Source organism: Stenotrophomonas chelatiphaga (assembly GCF_032054965.1).
GTDB classification, from domain to species: domain Bacteria; phylum Pseudomonadota; class Gammaproteobacteria; order Xanthomonadales; family Xanthomonadaceae; genus Stenotrophomonas; species Stenotrophomonas chelatiphaga.
Genome location: NZ_DAMBRS010000001.1, coordinates 126359 through 143806, shown reverse-complemented (window position 1 = coordinate 143806; position 17448 = coordinate 126359). Strand labels below are relative to the sequence as shown.

General features: G+C 65.3%; 17 protein-coding genes and 1 other RNA gene. 5 read left to right on the top strand and 13 right to left on the bottom strand.

Annotated features, from left to right (window positions below; translation table 11 throughout):
* Positions 1-106 precede the first annotated feature (106 nt).
* A complete protein-coding gene (gene fur / locus RTX79_RS00855) occupies positions 107-523 on the bottom strand; it encodes a ferric iron uptake transcriptional regulator (protein WP_042612306.1) in 417 nt (138 codons plus the stop codon).
* Positions 524-626: 103 nt separating this feature from the next.
* Here fur and RTX79_RS00850 point away from each other — a divergent pair, with 103 nt between their 5' ends.
* A complete protein-coding gene (locus RTX79_RS00850; protein ID WP_312681085.1) occupies positions 627-1019 on the top strand; it encodes an outer membrane protein assembly factor BamE in 393 nt (130 codons plus the stop codon).
* Between the two features lie 72 nt (positions 1020-1091).
* Here the strand turns inward: RTX79_RS00850 and RTX79_RS00845 are convergent, their stop codons facing one another.
* Positions 1092-1355: an RnfH family protein gene (locus RTX79_RS00845; RefSeq protein ID WP_312681083.1), complete on the bottom strand. Its 264-nt coding sequence runs from the start codon at positions 1353-1355 to the stop codon at positions 1092-1094.
* A gap of 4 nt (positions 1356-1359) precedes the next feature.
* Entirely contained in the window at positions 1360-1788 is a 429-nt protein-coding gene (locus RTX79_RS00840; RefSeq protein WP_057687205.1) for a type II toxin-antitoxin system RatA family toxin, read from the bottom strand.
* Between the two features lie 57 nt (positions 1789-1845).
* Between RTX79_RS00840 and smpB the strand changes: the two genes are divergently transcribed.
* Positions 1846-2349 carry an SsrA-binding protein SmpB gene (gene smpB / locus RTX79_RS00835; RefSeq protein ID WP_042612310.1) on the top strand — a complete coding sequence of 168 codons (504 nt, stop codon included), beginning with the start codon at positions 1846-1848 and terminating at the stop codon, positions 2347-2349.
* Positions 2350-2474: 125 nt separating this feature from the next.
* Here the strand turns inward: smpB and RTX79_RS00830 are convergent, their stop codons facing one another.
* Positions 2475-2996 carry a hypothetical protein gene (locus tag RTX79_RS00830; RefSeq protein ID WP_312682150.1) on the bottom strand — a complete coding sequence of 174 codons (522 nt, stop codon included), beginning with the start codon at positions 2994-2996 and terminating at the stop codon, positions 2475-2477.
* Between the two features lie 267 nt (positions 2997-3263).
* On the opposite strand from RTX79_RS00830, the gene ssrA reads away from it, so the two are divergent.
* Positions 3264-3656, top strand: a transfer-messenger RNA (tmRNA) gene (gene ssrA, locus RTX79_RS00825).
* 155 nt (positions 3657-3811) lie between these two features.
* The gene (locus tag RTX79_RS00820; protein ID WP_312681081.1) at positions 3812-5029 is read left to right on the top strand and encodes a tyrosine-type recombinase/integrase; all 1218 of its coding nucleotides are present in this window, start codon (positions 3812-3814) and stop codon (positions 5027-5029) included.
* Here RTX79_RS00820 and RTX79_RS00815 read toward each other — a convergent pair.
* Positions 5017-5229, bottom strand: coding sequence for a hypothetical protein (locus tag RTX79_RS00815; protein ID WP_312681080.1), 213 nt, complete (start codon positions 5227-5229; stop codon positions 5017-5019). The two genes, RTX79_RS00820 and RTX79_RS00815, sit on opposite strands and share 13 nt — an antisense overlap.
* A gap of 63 nt (positions 5230-5292) precedes the next feature.
* Positions 5293-5658, bottom strand: a complete 366-nt coding sequence (locus tag RTX79_RS00810) for a hypothetical protein (RefSeq protein WP_312681079.1) — start codon at positions 5656-5658, stop codon at positions 5293-5295.
* Positions 5659-5750: 92 nt separating this feature from the next.
* Here RTX79_RS00810 and RTX79_RS00805 point away from each other — a divergent pair, with 92 nt between their 5' ends.
* On the top strand, positions 5751-6416 hold the full coding sequence (locus tag RTX79_RS00805; RefSeq protein ID WP_312681077.1) for an SOS response-associated peptidase: 666 nt from the start codon (positions 5751-5753) through the stop codon (positions 6414-6416).
* Here the strand turns inward: RTX79_RS00805 and RTX79_RS00800 are convergent, their stop codons facing one another.
* From RTX79_RS00800 to RTX79_RS00770, 7 genes are read right to left on the bottom strand one after another with little or no spacing between them, the layout of a single operon-like run.
* On the bottom strand, positions 6417-7166 hold the full coding sequence (locus RTX79_RS00800) for a LamG-like jellyroll fold domain-containing protein (RefSeq protein WP_312681075.1): 750 nt from the start codon (positions 7164-7166) through the stop codon (positions 6417-6419).
* Positions 7167-7168: 2 nt separating this feature from the next.
* Positions 7169-9322 (bottom strand): hypothetical protein, encoded by a 2154-nt coding sequence (locus tag RTX79_RS00795; RefSeq protein ID WP_312681073.1) that lies wholly within the window; start codon positions 9320-9322, stop codon positions 7169-7171.
* Positions 9323-9337: 15 nt separating this feature from the next.
* On the bottom strand, positions 9338-14107 hold the full coding sequence (locus RTX79_RS00790) for a host specificity factor TipJ family phage tail protein (RefSeq protein ID WP_312681071.1): 4770 nt from the start codon (positions 14105-14107) through the stop codon (positions 9338-9340).
* Positions 14098-14493 carry a peptidoglycan endopeptidase gene (locus RTX79_RS00785; RefSeq protein ID WP_312681069.1) on the bottom strand — a complete coding sequence of 132 codons (396 nt, stop codon included), beginning with the start codon at positions 14491-14493 and terminating at the stop codon, positions 14098-14100. The genes RTX79_RS00790 and RTX79_RS00785 overlap by 10 nt, the downstream gene beginning before the upstream one ends.
* Positions 14493-14954 (bottom strand): DUF1833 family protein, encoded by a 462-nt coding sequence (locus RTX79_RS00780; protein ID WP_312681067.1) that lies wholly within the window; start codon positions 14952-14954, stop codon positions 14493-14495. The genes RTX79_RS00785 and RTX79_RS00780 overlap by 1 nt, the downstream gene beginning before the upstream one ends.
* Entirely contained in the window at positions 14951-15307 is a 357-nt protein-coding gene (locus RTX79_RS00775; RefSeq protein WP_312681065.1) for a hypothetical protein, read from the bottom strand. Before RTX79_RS00775 ends, RTX79_RS00780 begins: the two co-directional genes overlap by 4 nt.
* Positions 15307-17439, bottom strand: coding sequence for a hypothetical protein (locus RTX79_RS00770; RefSeq protein WP_312681063.1), 2133 nt, complete (start codon positions 17437-17439; stop codon positions 15307-15309). The genes RTX79_RS00775 and RTX79_RS00770 overlap by 1 nt, the downstream gene beginning before the upstream one ends.
* Positions 17440-17448: the final 9 nt, after the last annotated feature.

Genomic DNA, 17448 nt, shown 5'->3' with positions numbered 1-17448 from the left:
CCCTGGTAGCGCCGAGCCGTGCTCGGCGGAATCGTTCAGGCTGCGCGCCTGAACGAAAAACCCCGGGCAAGCCCGGGGTTTTCAGCAACCACCTACCCCGCAGGGCTCAGCGGCGCTTCTTGCGCACGTAGAGGACCAGCGAATGCTCTTCCAGCTCGTACCCGTGATCAGCTGCGATCTTGCGCTGCAGCTCCTCGATTTCAGCACTTTCGAACTCGATCACGTTGCCCGAATCCACGTCCACCATGTGGTCGTGGTGGCCGCCGCGGTCCAGCTCGTAGACGGCTTGGCCGCCCTCGAAATTATGCTTCAGCACCAGGCCGGCCGCCTCGAACTGGGTCAGCACACGGTAAACCGTGGCCAGGCCGATCTCATCGCCGTGCTCCAGCAACTGGCGGTAGATGTCTTCGGCGGTCATGTGGTGCTGGTGGTTCTGGGCGTTGCGCTGTTCAAGCAACGCCAGGATCCGCATCCGCGGATGGGTCACCTTCAGGCCGACTTTGCGCAGGTCGTGGGTTTCCATATGTCTCCGTTCATTGGCGATTTAGCGCCAGCTGCCTCGGATTGGGTCGCGGTGGCACGCCGGGAGTGTATCATCGGATCGATTTCCCCAAACGCGATTCCCGATGCGCAATCTCCTGCTGGTCGCCGCCGTTGCCCTGTCCACCACGGGCTGCGGCATCATCTATAAGCAACCCATCTATCAGGGCAACCTGATCCGGGAAGATGCCGTGTCCAAGCTGCAGGTCGGGCAGAGCAAGCAGCAGGTCAGCGCCCTGCTCGGCACCCCGTCGGTGGCCGACCCGTTCCATGCCCAGCGCTGGGACTACATGGCCAGCCAGCGCATCGACCGCGTCGGCCGCACCGAGACCAAGAATTTCACCGTGTACTTCGAAAATGATGCGGTCACCCGTTGGGAAGGCGACTACTTCCCCGCCCAGGACGGCAAGCTGGCCACCCAGACCGTGCGTCAGTTCGGCCGCAACCTGCCGAAAGAAAAGAAGAAGGGCGGCGGCTGACCCGGTAGTGACGGCCGCTGGCCGTCAGTCGGTAGTGACGGCCGCTGGCCGTCACCCTGCCCCCCGGACAACCTACTTCGGCTGCGCCTTCGCCCGGCGCCGTCGGTTGTCCTTCGGGTCTGCCAACAGCGGCCGCAGCAGCTCCACCCGGTCACCGTCCTGCAGCAGCTGGTCAGCGCGCGCCACCACCCCATGAACGGCCACCGCCGGACAGGCATCGCTGCCCTCCAGCGCCGCAGCGGTGATGGCCTCGGCAACGGTGGCGCCTTCTGGCAGTTCCAACCTGCGATCCCCTACCCGCTGCGGCCAGGCCAGCACCACCTGCACCCGGATCACCGGCTCATTCCTGCTCGTCAGCCACGCGCACGAAGTCGTTGACCATGCGGTCTGCCAGTCCCTGGAAACCCAGCGCCAGTGCCGGCGCCAGCAAGCGGGACTTCGGCTCGAACTCCAGCTCCAGGCTGACCTTGCAGGCGTCTTCAGCCAGCGAATGGAACTCCCAGCGGCCATGCAGGCGCTTGAACGGACCATCGCGCAGCTGCATGTCGATGGAATGGGGGCGGACCAGGGTGTTTTCGGTCATGAACCAGGTCGAGAACGAGCCCAGCCCAAGGTCCAGCCGGGCCACCAGGCGCTGGTCGCCCTGCTCCAGGATCTGCGCGGCCGAACACCAACGGAAGCGCTGCGGGTAGGCGGCGATATCGTTGACCAGATCAAACATGCGCGCCGCGGAGTGTTCAACCAGGGCGCTTCGACGGATGGTAGGCATTTCAGGTTCGGCTGCAGGTGATCGACCGGGCGGGCCCGAATCGGAGACAATACGGGAATGAGCAAGAACAGCAGCAAGGATAAAGCAAAGAACGCGACGGCCAACAAAACCATCGCGTTGAACAAGCGTGCACGGCACGAATACCACATCGAGGAGCGCTTCGAGGCGGGCCTCGCGCTGCAGGGCTGGGAAGTGAAGTCGATCCGCGCGGGGCGCGGCAACATCGTCGACGCCTATGCCTATGTAAAGCAGGGCGAAATCTTCCTGATCGGCGCGCAGATCACTCCATTGATCCAGGCCTCCACCCACGTGGTGGCCGAAGACCGCCGCGAGCGCAAGCTGCTGCTGCACCGGAGCGAGATCGACAAGCTGGTCGGCAAGGTGGAGCGCGATGGCTACACCATCGTCCCCACTGCGATGTACTGGAGCAAGAACAAGATCAAGCTGGAAGTGGCGCTGGCCAAGGGCAAGCAGGACCACGACAAGCGCGATGCCGCCAAGGACCGCGAATGGGCGATCGAAAAGTCGCGCGTCATGCGCCGCGGCAACCGCGACGCCTGACCCAACCCAGCACTGACGGCCGCTGGCCGTCAATGCATCGCTCCAGTAGTGACGGCCGCTGGCCGTCAATGTTTCGCTCCGGTGGGTGACGACCGTTGGTCGTCACGCCGTTCCCGCCCCACCCCTCAGACGTCTACCGCCCCACCCTGCATCCGCGGTGACAACGCCGCGTGCATCACCGCCAGGTGCATCACCACGGCCAACTCATCGGCGTGGCTGTCGTCCCCGGCGCGCCAGCGATCGGCCAGTGTCGCCGCTTCGCCCGGCAGCAACGCCAGCAGCCGAGAGTCATCCATCGCGTCGGCCGCCTGCTGCAGTCGGCGCGACAGCCGTCGCGCCTGCAGCACATGCGTCAGCGCACTGACAGTGGCCAGCGCCAGCAGTGCGATTGCCAGGCCATGCTCGAACCATTGGGACAATACGTCCGGTTCCGGCGCCCATGCCAACACTGCCAGCACTACCAGGCCCAAAAGTCGCCAATAGCCCAGCGATGGGCGCTTGCGACGCGGCCAGTGCACCACCACCGCGCTGGCCACCAAGGCCGCGGCGGCCGTCACCGGCAGTTCGATCAGGCACCCGGCGGCCACCAGGGCAACCAGCGCCGTCCATACCCACGGCGGAGGTACGGCCCTGCGCAGGTAGCCCATTCCCACCGGACCGACCAGTTGCCGAAGGCTGCGCTTGTTGCTTACGTCCACCTGTTACCTCGCCTGCAGAGCCTGTCCCCATGCTCACCCGGCAGGTGTCGCAAATAGGTCGGCAAGACGTTAACAGTTCGACATGCAGGCTTGCCACCGGAAATCGATCATTTGCGTGACTGTTCAGCCGGATTGGCGTAGCATCACTCGCGTTGGGCAGCCCTGCTCCAGCGTCATCGGAAACGGGCCAGTACTTGCAGGCACTTGTTTGAAACCGGGGGTGCATTGGTTTCGACGGGGGTTGTGAAGTCGCTTGGCGCATGCCGAGGGGGTAGCTTTCCTCGTAAATCCAGCTGCAAAACTCTAGTTGCCAACGACGACAACTACGCTCCGGTCGCACTCGCAGCCTAAAAGCTGTTGAGTTAGACCTTCTGCCGACTTAGGCGGAGCCTCGAAACTGCTTGTGTCCATGCTCGCAGCGTAGAGTCATTATCATGGAATCGAGCTGGGCGGCTGCCTGTCAGTCCAGCACTAGAACGCAACAGGCTTGTTCCGGGATGTGCTTCGCACACCGTGCTGTTCCGGGACGAGACTCAACGGTGAGCTAAGCATGTAGAGCTGGGGATGGAGTGCCTTCGGACGGCGGTTCAATTCCGCCCACCTCCACCATTGAAGGGACCGAGAAGGCCCGCGAGAGCCCGGAAACCCCCGCATTTCAAGGGTTTCCGGGCTTTTTCGTTTTCGGGCTCGTTCGTCCCCGTGCGTTGCAGTTGGTGAGACGGTGGGGGCATATTCTGGGGCATCTGCCCCCTGGCCCCGACCTGATGCCCCCACTTACCGATCTGGCCCTACGCAGGGCGAAGCCTGCTGCCCGTACGCAGAAGCTCTTCGATGGCGGCGGCCTCTATCTGGAGATATCCCCGCGTGACGGCCGCTGGTGGCGTCTCAAATACCGGTTCAACGGAAAGGAGAAGCGCCTAGCCTTGGGGGTCTACCCCGACGTCCCGCTTGCCTTAGCCCGGCAGCGCCGCGAAGAGGCCAGGCAGCTGCTTGCTCGCGGCATCGACCCCGGCGAGCACCGGAAGGCGGTAGCCCAAGCAAAGTCCGAACTGGGGTCCAACACGTTCGAGGTCACAGCGCGCGAATGGCTGGCCAAGCGGGATTGGGTGCCGAAGTATTCAGTCAAGGTAGAGGCGTGGATGGCCAACGACGTCTACCCTTGGATTGGGTCCCGCCCCATCGGCGAACTGACAGCGCCTGACTTCCTGCGCGTCGCCCGAAAAATCGAGGCCCGGGGCGCCATCGAGTCTGCCCACCGGATCATGCAAAACTGCGGCCAGATCATGCGCTACGCCATCGCGACGGGCCGGGCTGAGCGAAACCCGGTAGCGGACCTGCGTGGCGCGCTCGCGCCGGCGCCTGAGCGGAACCACGCCGCCGTTGTCGACCCCGTGGAGCTGGGCGGCCTGCTGCGGGCCCTGTACGCCTACCGGGGAACCGTCGTTGTTCAGTCGGCCCTGAAGCTCGCGCCCATGGTGTTCGTTCGTCCGGGCGAGCTGAGGCAGGCCGAATGGGCGGAGATCGACCTTGATGCGGCACTGTGGAGCATCCCGGCGGGGCGGATGAAGATGCGCCAGGCGCACGTCGTCCCGCTCGCACGTCAGGCCGTTGAGGTTCTGCGCGACCTCCACAGGCTGACAGGCAGAGGCACGTTTGTTTTCCCTGGCGCCCGCAGCAGCAAGCGGCCGATGTCTGAGGTGGCCGTGCTGGCCGCGCTGCGTGTGATGGGATTCGATAAGGACACAGCTACCGGGCATGGGTTCCGCGCCAGCGCGCGTACGCTGCTGGACGAGGTGCTGGGCTTCCGTCCGGACATCATCGAGCACCAGCTGGCGCACGCGGTGAAGGATCCGAACGGCCGCGCCTACAACCGCACCACGCACCTGGTGGAGCGGACGCGGATGATGCAGGAATGGGCCGACTACTTGGACCGGCTGCGCATGGGCAATGTGGTGCCGCTGCGGCCCGGTCAGGCGGCCTGATCGTCGAGGGAGGGATCGAGGCGGCGCGCGATCGATTCGAATCGGGCGGCCTCGGTGCGGAGGCGGTCGGCAGCGCGGCGGCGGCGTGCCCTGTCTTCCCAGCTGCCGGTGCGGTCACGGTCCAACTCGGTGGCTTGCTGCCATAGGCCGGCAGCCTGAGTGCGCGCCCAGCGCGCCTTCCCCGCATTCGTCTTCGTCATGGCAGCCATGGTGCCGGCGGCGCGTCGCAGGGGCCGATACGCAGGCAACGGCAGCTAACTGCCTCAGCCCCGCCCTAGAACGTCCTGCTGGTCCAGCTGCTCGCCCCTGCCGCGCAGCACGACGTGGTCCTGGATCCACTGCAGCTTCTTCGCTACCTTCCGGCGCAGCACCTGCTCGTGGCGCAGGGCCCACATCTCGCACCCGCGACGCCCAGCATCAAACGAGCTGCAGCGACGGAGCAGCAAGGGCGCATGCACCCCTTCTTCGGGGCTAAGCCTGGCCAGCCACGTCCCGTCGACCCTCTTTTGCATGCTCGCCACAATCTCCCCATGCAGGAACAACCCTGTCGGCAGCGTGTCGAGGTGGCAGCGGGGCTTCCAGTAGAAGCCTTCGGGCATGGGGGTCAGGGTCTGGGTGTCGGCGTCCATGGGGCGGGAGCATAGGCCGGCCCAGTCTCACGGCCCGATACATCGGTGAAGCGTTCACCCCGGCCCTACCCCGCCCGGCCTATGGTCAGCCCATGTGCGGCCGATTCGTCCAGACCCCAATATTCAAACCTGACCAGCTCGGCCTGCCCGATCTGGCCCAGGACCTGCTCGAGCTGCCGCCCAGCTACAACATGGCGCCGACGCAGCGCGCGTCGGTCATCCTCGACCGCGGCACGGGCCGGCAGGTCACTCGGCTGGCGTGGGGCCTCCTGCCCTTCTGGGCCAAGGCCAAGGGCCTGCAGGGTTCGACCATCAACGCCCGCATCGAGACCGTGGCCACAAAGCCTGCCTTCCGCACCGCCTTCAAGAAGCGCCGCTGTGTGGTGCCGATGGCCGGGTACTACGAATGGTCGGTGAGCCCCGAGGACGGGAAGAAGGACCCGTGGTTCATCCACGCGGCTGGGCCGCTACTGGCGGCCGGCCTGTGGGAAGACACCAGCCCGCTGCTGGCCGAGGGCAACCTCGGCACCTTCACCATCATCACCGGCGACAGCAGCGGCGTGTCAGCGGACATCCACGACCGCATGCCGGTGTGGCTGCAGCCTGACCAGGTGGACGAGTGGATGGCCTCTGAACCCGACGACGCCATAGCGATGCTGCTGGCCAGCGAGCCACCAGCGATGGAGGCCTACCGGGTCAGCCGCGCCGTCAATTCACCCAGGAACAACGTTGCGGAGCTGCTGGAGCCGGCGGCGTAGTCAGTAGACGGTGATGCCGCGTTCGGCTGCGCGCTGCTTGGAGCGTTGGTACAGCGCGTCAACCTGCGCAGGCGTGAGCGTTTCGCCGAACACAATCGCTTCCGCGAGACGCATACCGGCCGTGTAGGTGCCGCCGGTGTAATAGGCGTTACCGACCGCAATCTGCCGGTCGGAGAGTCCGATAGCCGATGGCAGGGTGCGGGTAGCCCGCCCTACGCCGCCGACGAACGTAGTGACCGACTGCGCAGCGACTGCCACAGCCAGAAACACGTAGTTGCCCAACGCCGGAGCGAGCTGTTCTGCAGTGAGTGCAATGCCAGAAGCATGCGCGCGCGGGGTGATATTGACCGTGTTGGCGGCTGGCTGCGAGATCAGGACGCCCTTGTTGTCCAGCGTGGACGCCCCCGAAGGCCCGCCGATCACCCGCCCGTTGCCACCCACCTCGCTATCCAAACGGAACACCACGGCCAGGGTGTAGGCGGCCGCGTCGGCAACTCCCGTCTTGAGTCCGTTGATTCCATTGGGGATGACGGCGACGTTCGATTCGAAAGACGGCATGGCACCGGCCGGCACCAGGCTGCGCTGCGTTTTGAGATCCGCCAGCGAGGCCGTGTTGCCGCCCAGGAGCCAGTGCGCGATCGCGGCCGACTCAGGCCGCCCGGGATACAGCGGCTTGATGTTCGATGCGGGCACGACCGGCGCACCGGGGGCAGCGGGGATACCGGCGATCATGGTGACGATGGACTGCATGGTTACGCTCCGAGATTGATGATGGTGGCGCGGCAGGAAGGCGCTACGTGCCAGGCGGGATAGGAGTTGCCAGCCACCTCGCAGCGGCCGGGTGTCGAGTCGCGGAGGTTGCCGGTCTCTTCGTCGTTCCAGGTGGTGCCGGTGCCGAGGTAGTCCAGGCTGTAGCGCACCTGCGCGGCAGTAGCGCCATCGCCCACCAGCGTGACGACGACGGTGTCGCCGTTCTCGATGGCCACGCTGTCCACCGGCAGCGCCACTCCGCTGGCGTCATTGACCCGGAACCCATAGTCCTGCGTCGGCGGGAGGCCTGAGAGATCCAGCACCAGCGGCGCCTGCGGCACTTCGAAACGCCAGGAGATCCGTCGACCGGTCCGTACCGCAGCCAGCGGCCTGATGAAGGCAGGCGCCTTCTTGTCGATGAGGTACTGCTTCACGGCCCGGCCAAGCGCCCAGCCCATGCGGTAGCTACCCACGTTGTCCACGTGCGTGCCATCGGTGCTGTGCAGGTGGTAAATGGGACCGCCGAACGCGAACCCCGGTTCGTTCATCGCCAGGTCCAGCTGCGCCTGGCTGATCTGCCCGTCGAGAGCGCCGTTGTTGGGCGTTTGGTAAGTGATGAACAGCGGATCGAAGGCCTGACCGGTGATACCTCGGATCCAGGTGCACAGGCCCATGCGGAAGGACACCATCGCGGCGCGGTAAGCGGCAAAGGTGGTGTTCGAATCAGCCTCGCCCTGTATCCACGGAATCGCGCCCACAACATAGGTCTTGCCGGCCGCGTCGGCCAGCGCCTTCGCTTCGGTGACGTGATCCTTCAAGACCTGGATCCACGAGCTGGCCATGTCGAGCTGATCAAGGCGATATCCACCATGCCCAGGAGCCGAGACGAACAGGACGCGCTCCGCTGGTGCGATTCCCTGCTCTACCGCCGCGTGGGTGGTGAATGCATTTGCCAAACCGCTGGCCGGCGTCTCGCCGCGGTTGTTCTGCCCGTCGCCCGACACCGCGTTCTCGAACAAGGGCACCGCGGCGCCGGTGCCGGGGTTGTCGCCCGTGCTCCCGGCCTTGGTGGCACGTGGCCCGGCTTGGAAGGTCAGGTGGCTGTACCTGCTGCTGGTGCTGAGCGGCGGCAGCGCCGTGGCACCGATCGACAGCGACTGGCCGTAGAGCAGGATGTGGACCCAATCAGCAAGTGCCGGCACAGCTGCAGCAGCAAGGTCACGAAGCGGCGCAGACGCATACGCGGTGCCCGCCTGGGACGCGGAACCAAAGCGCTCACCGGTCTCGATGTTGATGGCGTCGATGATCTGCCGCTGCTCGTTGATGATGAGCGGGACCCACGGCCCGGGGCCGTCGTAGAGGAACAGCCTTCCATCCGGGTCGATCTGAGCGAATCGGTTGTTCAACGACGCCACCAGGCCCGGGTTGTTCACCGGGATGCGAGCCAGCAGATTCCCCGTGGCCACCTCCACACCCACGGGGAAGCTACCGTCATCGTTGACCAGGCCCAGCGGCACAGCGCCGTTGAAGGGGGCGACCGCCACCATATCCTGCAGCGGGCGGCGCGTTGCCTGCGTCTCTTGGGCAACGAAGGCAGTGTCAGCCTTGGAGGCCAAGGTGTTCGCACTCAGCCATTCCCAGCCATTTGCTGCAGAGGTGCGCCGCACGAACCTGCCCGCATTGGGCACGACCTGCCCGCCCGCCTTGATCGGGTCGACGTGGGAACCGCCGTCGGTTTCAGGCGGGATGTCGGCCGCGCCGCCTATTGCGACGCTCAGGCCCGGCTCAACAGAGATCAGGCGTGCCCACGTGGATTCTGCGATAGCACCAGCCTGCTGGGCCGAGGCAATGGTGTCCAGCTGCACCTGCAGCTCGCCCGCTGCCGCAGCGAGCTGGTCAGGCTGCACCGCGCTTTCCGCCTTGGCGCCCTGGGAGGCCGAGGCGAACGCTGCCGCCGGCACGTATGCCGCGTCGCCGAGGGAATCCTCCAGCTCCACGACACGTGCGACGGCAGCGGCGCCGCTCTGCTCAGCCCCGCTTACCAGCGACTCGATCTCGTCCAGATTTTCGTTGTGCTTGCGCCACGCCGTGCGGGTCGGGTCACCGAACCGGCCGCCAGGCTGCGGCGTATCAAGGTCTACTTTCTGCAGTGCCATTCTGGTTCCCCGTTACTAGGCTTGTTCTTCAACCGACACAATCGAAAGGGACTGCGTGATCGTTTGCACGTTGAAGCTGCCGGATTGGTGATAGATGTCCTGAGCGGTGAAGCCCACGATCTGGGCTCGGTAGCTGCGGTCTGCGGCTCCGTCCGCGCTGTCATTCACGGTCAGCGCGCCCTCCCAGGTGGCGATGGCGGTATCCGGACCATCGAACTCGTTGGTGATGTCCACCCCGCCGCCGCAGGTAAACGACTGCCACAGCGTCTCCGGGTTTCCAGCTATCTGCCGGTACACGTTGATCGTCGCCGTATTAGTCCCATCGCCCGCCACGAAGCCGTCGGAGCCTTGCGCCTGCTTGATGCGCACGTGCCGACGGTTGAAGCTGATGACGACGTTCTTGTTGCGTCCGTTGGTGGCGAATGGACCATTGAGCAGACTGGTCCCGATGGTTTGGGTGGTAGTCGTCTGCACCGCGTTCTTCAGCACACCCGCCGACAGCGAGCCGCCGAAATACCCGCTGCCGTTGCGATCGGTCCATAGCGTGGCCATGCCCTTTGTTGCCTGCTCGGCACCGACATTTGGGCCAGTGAAGATCATCAGATCCTGGTTGGCGCCGAACCCCGCACCGAACACCGCCTGAGTCGGCCCAGCCCACGCACGCATGTAGCCGTCGCGGAACTCGAAGCCGTCCTGGCCATCGGGAGCGGCGATCTCGAAGATGTCGTTCTGGAACCGGGTGCGCACGATCTGGCCGTTGTTGCTGATGGTCATGCCGCCCAGAACAGGCACGCCGTCCGGCCCGACACCGATCACGCGCAGGTAGGCGCGGGATTCGACCTCCGCCACGCCCATCTCATTGACCGTAACGCGCGCCTCAAGACCGCTGATCGCCTCAGCCACTACCCCGTCGACCTCGGCTCGCACCGCTTCCAGACGCTCGGACAGCGCGCGGATACCCTCGGGGCCTTCGAACACCTCCGTGCGCATCAGCTCCAGGTTGTTGGCAACCAGCTCCACCTCTCCATGCAGCTCGCTCTGGACTTCGGTCACCCGCTCAGCAAGCGCCTGCTGGTCGTTTGCGAAGGCCTCGAACGTCTCAGTGACGCTGGCTTCGAACTCGCCGAACTCGGCCACCACGGTGTCGACCCGCTTCGATACAGCGCGCGTGGCGTCCGCTGCCACCGTCATCACGGTGATCTGGCCCGCGTAGGAGTCCGGATCCCCTGCCCCGGTGTCGTCGTCGCCGGCGTGGTCGCCCACCACCTGGGCCGTGAAAGAGGTCAGCCGCTGGCCCAGTGCACTCAGGCCGTTCTCGTTTTCTTCGACGCGGACGATCACCTGCTCCACGTCCTCAACCGACGCCACCGGGCCATCACCGGCAGGCAGCCGCACAAGGATGGCGTCGAGCCTGGCCGCTTCGGCCTCGATGTCGGAGGCGTTCTGGTGCGCCATCGCGATCGCAGCGGCCAAGGCATCGCCGACGCTGGCGAACTGGCCGACCAGCTGCCAGTCGTCCGGGCTGCTGGCCGGCGGCGCGTCGATGTTGGCCCGCAGAGCACGGTAGAGTCCGTCTTCGTGCTTGACCACGGCGCCGACTTCGTAGCTGGTGGCTGGGGCCCACTCCGCCGCACCGACCAGGTCGCCGATCACCGCGCTCAGGGCGTCCGCGTGCGCGATCGCCGCCTCCCGAGCCGCATTGGCCTTGGCCGTCGCATCCGCCGCCGCCTGCTGCGCTACGCGGGTGTCCTCGTTGAACCGCTCCAGCTTCTCCTGCTCGAGATCCAGCTGCAGCTGCACCAGCTCCGCGACGCTCTGTTCGAAGTCCTCGATGATCTGGCCCAGGTTAGGCTGCAGGGTCACCGTCATCACCCGCGCCAGGGTGGAGAGCGTGCCCGAGGTGTTCCGGCTGCGACACGCGTAGGTCCACTGGCCGGACTCAGGCAGGATCGCCTCGAACGCCGCCGGGTGGTAACCCTCGTCGCCGAGCGGCGTCATCAGCTCCCAGGTCGGGCTGGGCACAGACCCGGGCACGTACCGGATCTCCACGCCGGCAAAGTTGGCCGATTGGATCGTCTCGCTGAAGAAGCCCCAGGTGTATCGCCGCACGCCTCCGCTCAGCTGCTCCACGTCGAAGAAGTCGACCAGCACCGGCGGCGCGTCTGCGCCGCGAGTGGTATAGATCACGGACGCGGCGACGCCGGCGTTGCCGTCCGGGCTGTAGGGCCGAACGGTGATCGGATAGGTGCCCGCGCCCGGGATCCGCCAGCTGGCCGTGCGCGTAACGGTGCGCGCGACCTGCTCCAGCTCGCCGTTTCCATCTGTGTCGGAAAGCACCACCGTGTCGCCGACCGGGCCGGTGATCGAGAACGTCGCCTGCAGCTCGGTGAACTCGGTGTCGCCCTGCACCACCTGCCGCTCGGTGATCTTCAGGTCGCTGGCCACCGGCCGCGTCTGCAGCAGCGACTCGTTGGGCGACGGGATGTATTCCCCCGTGTGGACGTAGTGCCAGAACTCGGCGCTCTCGGCCACAACCTCGACTGCTGCGCCCTTCAGGTCGTTCTGAGGCCGGATCCCGGTCACGCGCACGCGCAGGCCCGGCGTCTGCTTGAAGTCGTAGATCCAGATCGAATCCCAGGCGGGGTTGTCTTCGCTGTCGCCGGGCAGGGCCGCGTCGCCGGGCCACGGGTCGGCCAGCTCGAGCACGGTCGTCGTGCCGGCGAACGGCACCACGCGCATCACTCGGTAGACCTTTTCGCCCGGGATGCGCACGCCGATGAAGGCGTTCCCCTGTGCAGGCGCCGGCACCTCGGCATCCAGCTGGAGATTCACCCGCCCGCCGACAAGGCTGGCGCCGAGGATCTGCCCGCTGAAGCCCCACTGTGTCATGTCATGGGACAACGCCAACATCGACATGCGGCTGTAGGACAGGTGCTCGATGTCAGCGCCGAAGCCGATCGCCTTGTACTGGTACAGGCTCTGGGCCAGATGCCAACGCGCCATCAGCGCAGCATGCGCTTCGTTGGTCACGCCCTCGCCGGTGACCTGCGCCGGGTTGAGCATGGTGGTGACGCCAGGCGCCGGCACGCGAAGCGTCTTGGCCTCCCAGGTGGCCGCATCGAGGTAGCTGTACTCGATGCCATCGGCGGCGTTGGCCAGGGTGTAATCGACCTGGAACTGGCCCTTCTGGATCGTGGCCATGTTGACCACCCCCGAAAGAGGCTGCTCGTCGGCTGCCCACCCCACGGTAAGCTGCCCACGCGGCCAGGTGATCTGGCCGAAGCCGGCCAGCGCCAGGACATCGAGGACCTGCTGGCGGCTGCGGACGTCCGTGATCCAGTTGTCGTAGGTCAGGTTGTTGGCCGCGCAGTGCAACATGAAGCCCTTCAGGGCCTCCACGTTGATCTGCCGCTCGGGCAGCGCCATACCTGCTACCAATTCACCGGTGGGGGCATAGATTCCGCGGGCGAAGGCAAGGATCCACGCGCCTGGATTGCTGGTGCGCTGGGTCACCCACTGGACGCCATCCCACACAGGGATCGGCATGGAATGCGCCACGCAGCGGATCTCGTCCGGCGCCCCGTTGAGCTGGCCATTGGCCTGCATCCGGATGCCGATGCGGGCGATACCAGCATAGGAGGCCTGGTCACGCTGCACACTGGTCAGCGTCGTCCAGACGAAAGATGCCTCCGCGCCACTGCCGTCCGTATTGTTGCCGGCCACACGCACGCGCACGTCGTACTGCCCCTCGGGCACGTCGATCGCGTAGCTGGCACGCTGGCTCTTGTTGTTGGTGCCGCGGACGTTGTAATTGCCGAACACCTGCCAGTTAGCCGTGCCAGCGGCGCGGTACTGGATCTGCAGCTGGTCGCTGTTGAGCTTGTCCTTCCCCTTCGTGGTGCGATCGAAGATCTGGAACTCGACTCCCACCATAAGGCGAATCGTGCTCGGGGAGCTGGTTCGCTGTACCCACGGCCCGGGCTGGTTCTTCGGATCGTTGGTGGTGTCCAGCAGCGTGCCACCGTCGGTGACATCGGCGTTGCTGTAAAGCGGGATCTCCTGGCTCACCATGCCGGGGAAGCCGTTGTACCAAACCCGCACGCCCTCGTAGGAGGACAGCAGCGCGTCGCCGTTGTAGAGCGCGTCAACACTGTGGACGTTGAGGCCGGGCGTCAGCACGAACGACAGGAACTGATCGTCACCCTCGTAGTGGGTGTAGTAGTTGCTGATCAGGTCCGGAGCGATGCGCATCGAGCCGATGAGCAAGCCCAGCGGTTCGTACGGGCGCAACCGGTTCCGGCCAGCCGCAATGGAATAGACCGTGGGGGCCGCGGAACCTGCTTTCGGCTGCTTGGGCTGCAGCACCCTGTTGATCAGGATCGAGCCGGCCATGAAGAGGCCAGTGCCGATCGCCGCCGCAGCAGCACCGCCGGCGGCAACGCCGAACGTGCCGGCGATCCAGCCCGCGCCCGCACCCATGGTGAAGTACGTCAGTGCGACCATCGCTACCAGCGCGATCGCGGACCTTCCCACGGCCCCACGAGCCTCGATCAGCTGCCCGTGTTTCGGATAGACATAGGGCCAGGCGCTGCGCGGCACAGCCTTGCCGCCGATCAATACGACCCAGTCCTGGGCATCCAGGTCGATGACATGCCGGTGCAGGAACTCGCAAAGCGACTCGCCGGGGCGCAGGTCCGCAGGCTGATTCCGCTGCCCGTCAGCGAGCACCGGGTGCGGCGTCACGACGAGACGTCCAGCATCAGCCTTTTCGAGCATCAGACCCATTCGTATATTCCCTCGACGCGCAGGCCGAATCCCTGCAGGTCGCGAAGGCGATGCAGGACGGCGCAGCCGTTGCTCTCGTTGCTGTGGAGAACCCACTGTTCGTGGGCCAGAAAGAAGAAAACCCCGGCATGGCCGGGGTTTCGTTGTCCGTGGTCGAACATCAGCACAAGGTCGCCGTCTTCGGGCGGCCCCTCCCGGTGCTTCGCGTAGGGCCTCGACAACTCACCCAGCTGCCCAGAACCCCGAACGCCACGGGGCCGACGGCTGGGCATGGAAACATGGCGACCGAACAACTCCAGCTGCACCTTTGCTACCAGGTCCGCACAGTCGAATGCATCTGCGTCGTAAGGCATTCCCACGAAACGCTCAACGTCCGCCAACCGCATCAGAAGATCCCTGGTGAAACGTGAGGATTGAAGCGGACGCGCACCGCCTGCTGCCTTGTGAGGAAGTCCACCCCACAGGCAGCAGTAGCAACCTGGGTGTTCACCGAAACCGAGATCATCGGCAAGAAGTGATCCTGCTCGATCAGATTCGGGTTGGCGCGGTCAGTGATCATCAGCCTGGCGGTCACTATCTCCCCAGGGGCAAGGCGCTCCAGATCCTCGGTGATGGCTCTGCCCACATTGCTCAGGACGAGCTGCGCGCGTGGCGCTTGGCCGTTCACGTCGTCGGGCAGCTTGAACCCGAACTGGGACGCGATGTACTCGATACCGTTGCTCGTCCAGTTGCGTGTGTCGTTGACGATCCTCAGAACCTCAGGGAAGGATGGCGCCGAGACCTCCAGCAGCATGAGCGTGGGTGCGTCGTCGGTGGTGCGCTGGCGGCGCTCAAGGAACGTGCTCATCGCAGGTACTCCAGAACGACGTCCCGTACCGAGAACTTGAACTGGGTCATCAGCGGAACAAGCCTGCCGATGCTTCCGTTCTTGAATCGAGCGGTGATCATCGCCTTGGTCCTCGGGTGTTCCATGGTGAACCAGCCAATCCGCTTGATATCGTCGAAGTACCAAGCCTCGAATGCAGCCGCCTCGGCTGCACTGTTGAACTGCAGCGTGGCCATAAGGTCCTGCATCACGTGAGAGTTCACGAGGCGCATCTTCGGCACGCCGCGCTCCATCTCGACCCGTTCGACCGAAGGGTCGAACTCTTCTGCGTAGCCGGCGAACCGGATCTTCACGTAGCTGGGAAACTGTGCCATCAGACGGCCTCCGACCAACCGAAGCGCTGCCGGCCCGCGGCAGCTACCTGGCCGCCATTGGCAAGGTCGTCGGAGATGACGTCAACGATCATCCGACGAAGCACTGACCCATCGGGCATGCGACCGTTTTCCTCGCGGGTGGTGACCCTGCCGCTGGTGTGGTTGTTGATGACGACCTGCAGGGCTCCCGCGCCACCGGCGCCCGGGCCATTCAAGCTGCGACCTGCAGTGATGGGGCGCACCGTGCCGGCATCGCCAGGGATGAGGTAGGTCTTGCCGCCCTGCTCGAACAGCTCAGGGCGTCCCCCCTCGCCTACCCGGTAAGGGTCGTAGCCGGCCGCTGGACCGCCGCCGGCGCGGTTCCCCTTCGCTCCGAAGGCCCCGCCTATGGCGTTGATCAGGCTGCTGCCGGCGCCGCTGTAGCTTGACGCCCAAGACCCGAGGCGCTCAAAGATCTGTGCCGCCGCCGCCTCCGCGGCCATACGCTTGATGGCATCGGCGAAGCTGTCGACCATGCCACCCAAGCCGTCGGAGAACGGATCGAACAGGAAGTCAGCGAAAGCATCCTGCATGTTTCTTGCTGCCTGGTCTGCGTAGGTGGAGATCTGGCTGAAGTGTTCCTCGCTGGCTTCGTCGCTTCGCCCCAGCATGCTGTTGAAGGCATCGGCAAACCGCTGCGCATCCTCGGCCATGATCGCCTCGGCCTCATCGATGTTGCCGAGCATGTCCAGCAACGACGCACCGGACCGCAGCGCGGACTGGGACGCCTCATCGACTCCTTTCAGTCCGCCGAACTGGATCTCATAGGTGACCCGGGACAGCTCCGATGCATCGCCATAGAGCGCGATCTGCCGCTCCAGCTGCTGATTGGCTGACTTCAATGCCTCGGCAAGCCGCTTGGCGGCGTTCTCACCCGTCTTGTCCTTGTCAGCGGCCACGGTGGCGCGAAAGCTGCCAGCTTCCTGCGGCTTGATGATTCGACCGGTGCTGTCAACGCTCCCGGTGACGCCCTTGAAGTTCTCGGCTGCGTTTTCAGCCTTGTAGCGACGCGTCAGCTCTCGCTGGACGCGTTGCATCTCCAGCATCAAGCGCTGGGACTCCTTCGCCGTTCGCTCGTTGTCGCCTTCGGCAGCCAGCATCGCCCGACGCACTGCGCCCAGCTCGCCGATCTTCTGATTCAGCGCATCCTCGGAGGCACCAGCCAGATCAGCATCTCCGGCGCCGTCAAGCCTCCGCATCTCCCGGAACCTGGTGATGAAGCTGGCGATCTGCACGACCCCATTTGCCATCTCCCCTGCAATGTCCGCCGCGAATCCGGCAATGCTGGTGAAGGCACGCTTCGTGTCCTCAGCACCCAGCAGCTGAACGAGATCCCGGAACTGCGGCAGCAATTGCGTGGCCACTTCGCTACGCAGCCCTTGGAACGCCAGATCCATCTGGTTGGACTGATCCTTCACTTCCTTCATCGCCGCGATGGTCGGACCGTCGAGGATCGCCCCCACGCGCTCCGCCTCTGCGCCCCACTTGCGGAACCCCTCCCCGTTGTTGGCCAGCAGCGGCGCCAGCATTGCCGAGTCGCTGGCGATGGCCTCCATGTAGAAGACCATGTCCGCTTGCGACGCACCGGCATCCTCCAGCGCCTTGTAGTACTTCTGCAGGACCTCGGGGCCGCTGAGGTTCCGGAAGGCGTCAGCGGTCAGATTGACGCGCGGCGCGATCTGCTCGAAGAAGTCCTTCATCGCACCGCCGCCGGTGCTCAGGAAGTCACCCAGCTTGTCCTGGGTGTCCTTGAAGATGTCGCCCAGCTTGTCCTGCTGGATGCCCACGGTGCTGGCGCCGGCGGCCAGGCGCTGGAAGGTCTGCTCGCTGGTGCCGGAGAGACGCGACAGCTTCTCCACCTCAGCGGAAGCGACCACCAACTGCCGGGTCCAGTTGACCACCGCCACCGTGGCCACGGTCAGGCCACCGGCTACGACGCCACCAATCTTGCCGAAGGCGGCGCCCACCTGCGCCGCGCTGTCGCTGGAGTCCTTCCCCAGTTTCTTCACTTGCTTGGCAGCGCGGTCAGCGTCGGTCTCGAAGGACCCGGTACGCATCAGCAGATCAACAACAATGGAACCGGCGGTTGCCATGGTTTATCC

Coding starts and splice junctions, on each gene's coding strand:
- RTX79_RS00850 (WP_312681085.1), top strand. CDS start 627: ATGCGCAATCTCCTGCTGGTCGCCGCCGTTGCCCTGTCCACCACGGGC.
- RTX79_RS00770 (WP_312681063.1), bottom strand. CDS start 17,439: ATGGCAACCGCCGGTTCCATTGTTGTTGATCTGCTGATGCGTACCGGG.
- RTX79_RS00815 (WP_312681080.1), bottom strand. CDS start 5,229: ATGACGAAGACGAATGCGGGGAAGGCGCGCTGGGCGCGCACTCAGGCT.
- RTX79_RS00785 (WP_312681069.1), bottom strand. CDS start 14,493: ATGCGGTTGGCGGACGTTGAGCGTTTCGTGGGAATGCCTTACGACGCA.
- RTX79_RS00775 (WP_312681065.1), bottom strand. CDS start 15,307: ATGGCACAGTTTCCCAGCTACGTGAAGATCCGGTTCGCCGGCTACGCA.
- RTX79_RS00840 (WP_057687205.1), bottom strand. CDS start 1,788: ATGCCTACCATCCGTCGAAGCGCCCTGGTTGAACACTCCGCGGCGCGC.
- RTX79_RS00790 (WP_312681071.1), bottom strand. CDS start 14,107: ATGGGTCTGATGCTCGAAAAGGCTGATGCTGGACGTCTCGTCGTGACG.
- RTX79_RS00795 (WP_312681073.1), bottom strand. CDS start 9,322: ATGGCACTGCAGAAAGTAGACCTTGATACGCCGCAGCCTGGCGGCCGG.
- RTX79_RS00800 (WP_312681075.1), bottom strand. CDS start 7,166: ATGCAGTCCATCGTCACCATGATCGCCGGTATCCCCGCTGCCCCCGGT.
- RTX79_RS00780 (WP_312681067.1), bottom strand. CDS start 14,954: ATGAGCACGTTCCTTGAGCGCCGCCAGCGCACCACCGACGACGCACCC.
- RTX79_RS00820 (WP_312681081.1), top strand. CDS start 3,812: ATGCCCCCACTTACCGATCTGGCCCTACGCAGGGCGAAGCCTGCTGCC.
- smpB (WP_042612310.1), top strand. CDS start 1,846: ATGAGCAAGAACAGCAGCAAGGATAAAGCAAAGAACGCGACGGCCAAC.
- fur (WP_042612306.1), bottom strand. CDS start 523: ATGGAAACCCACGACCTGCGCAAAGTCGGCCTGAAGGTGACCCATCCG.
- RTX79_RS00830 (WP_312682150.1), bottom strand. CDS start 2,996: ATGGGCTACCTGCGCAGGGCCGTACCTCCGCCGTGGGTATGGACGGCG.
- RTX79_RS00810 (WP_312681079.1), bottom strand. CDS start 5,658: ATGGACGCCGACACCCAGACCCTGACCCCCATGCCCGAAGGCTTCTAC.
- RTX79_RS00805 (WP_312681077.1), top strand. CDS start 5,751: ATGTGCGGCCGATTCGTCCAGACCCCAATATTCAAACCTGACCAGCTC.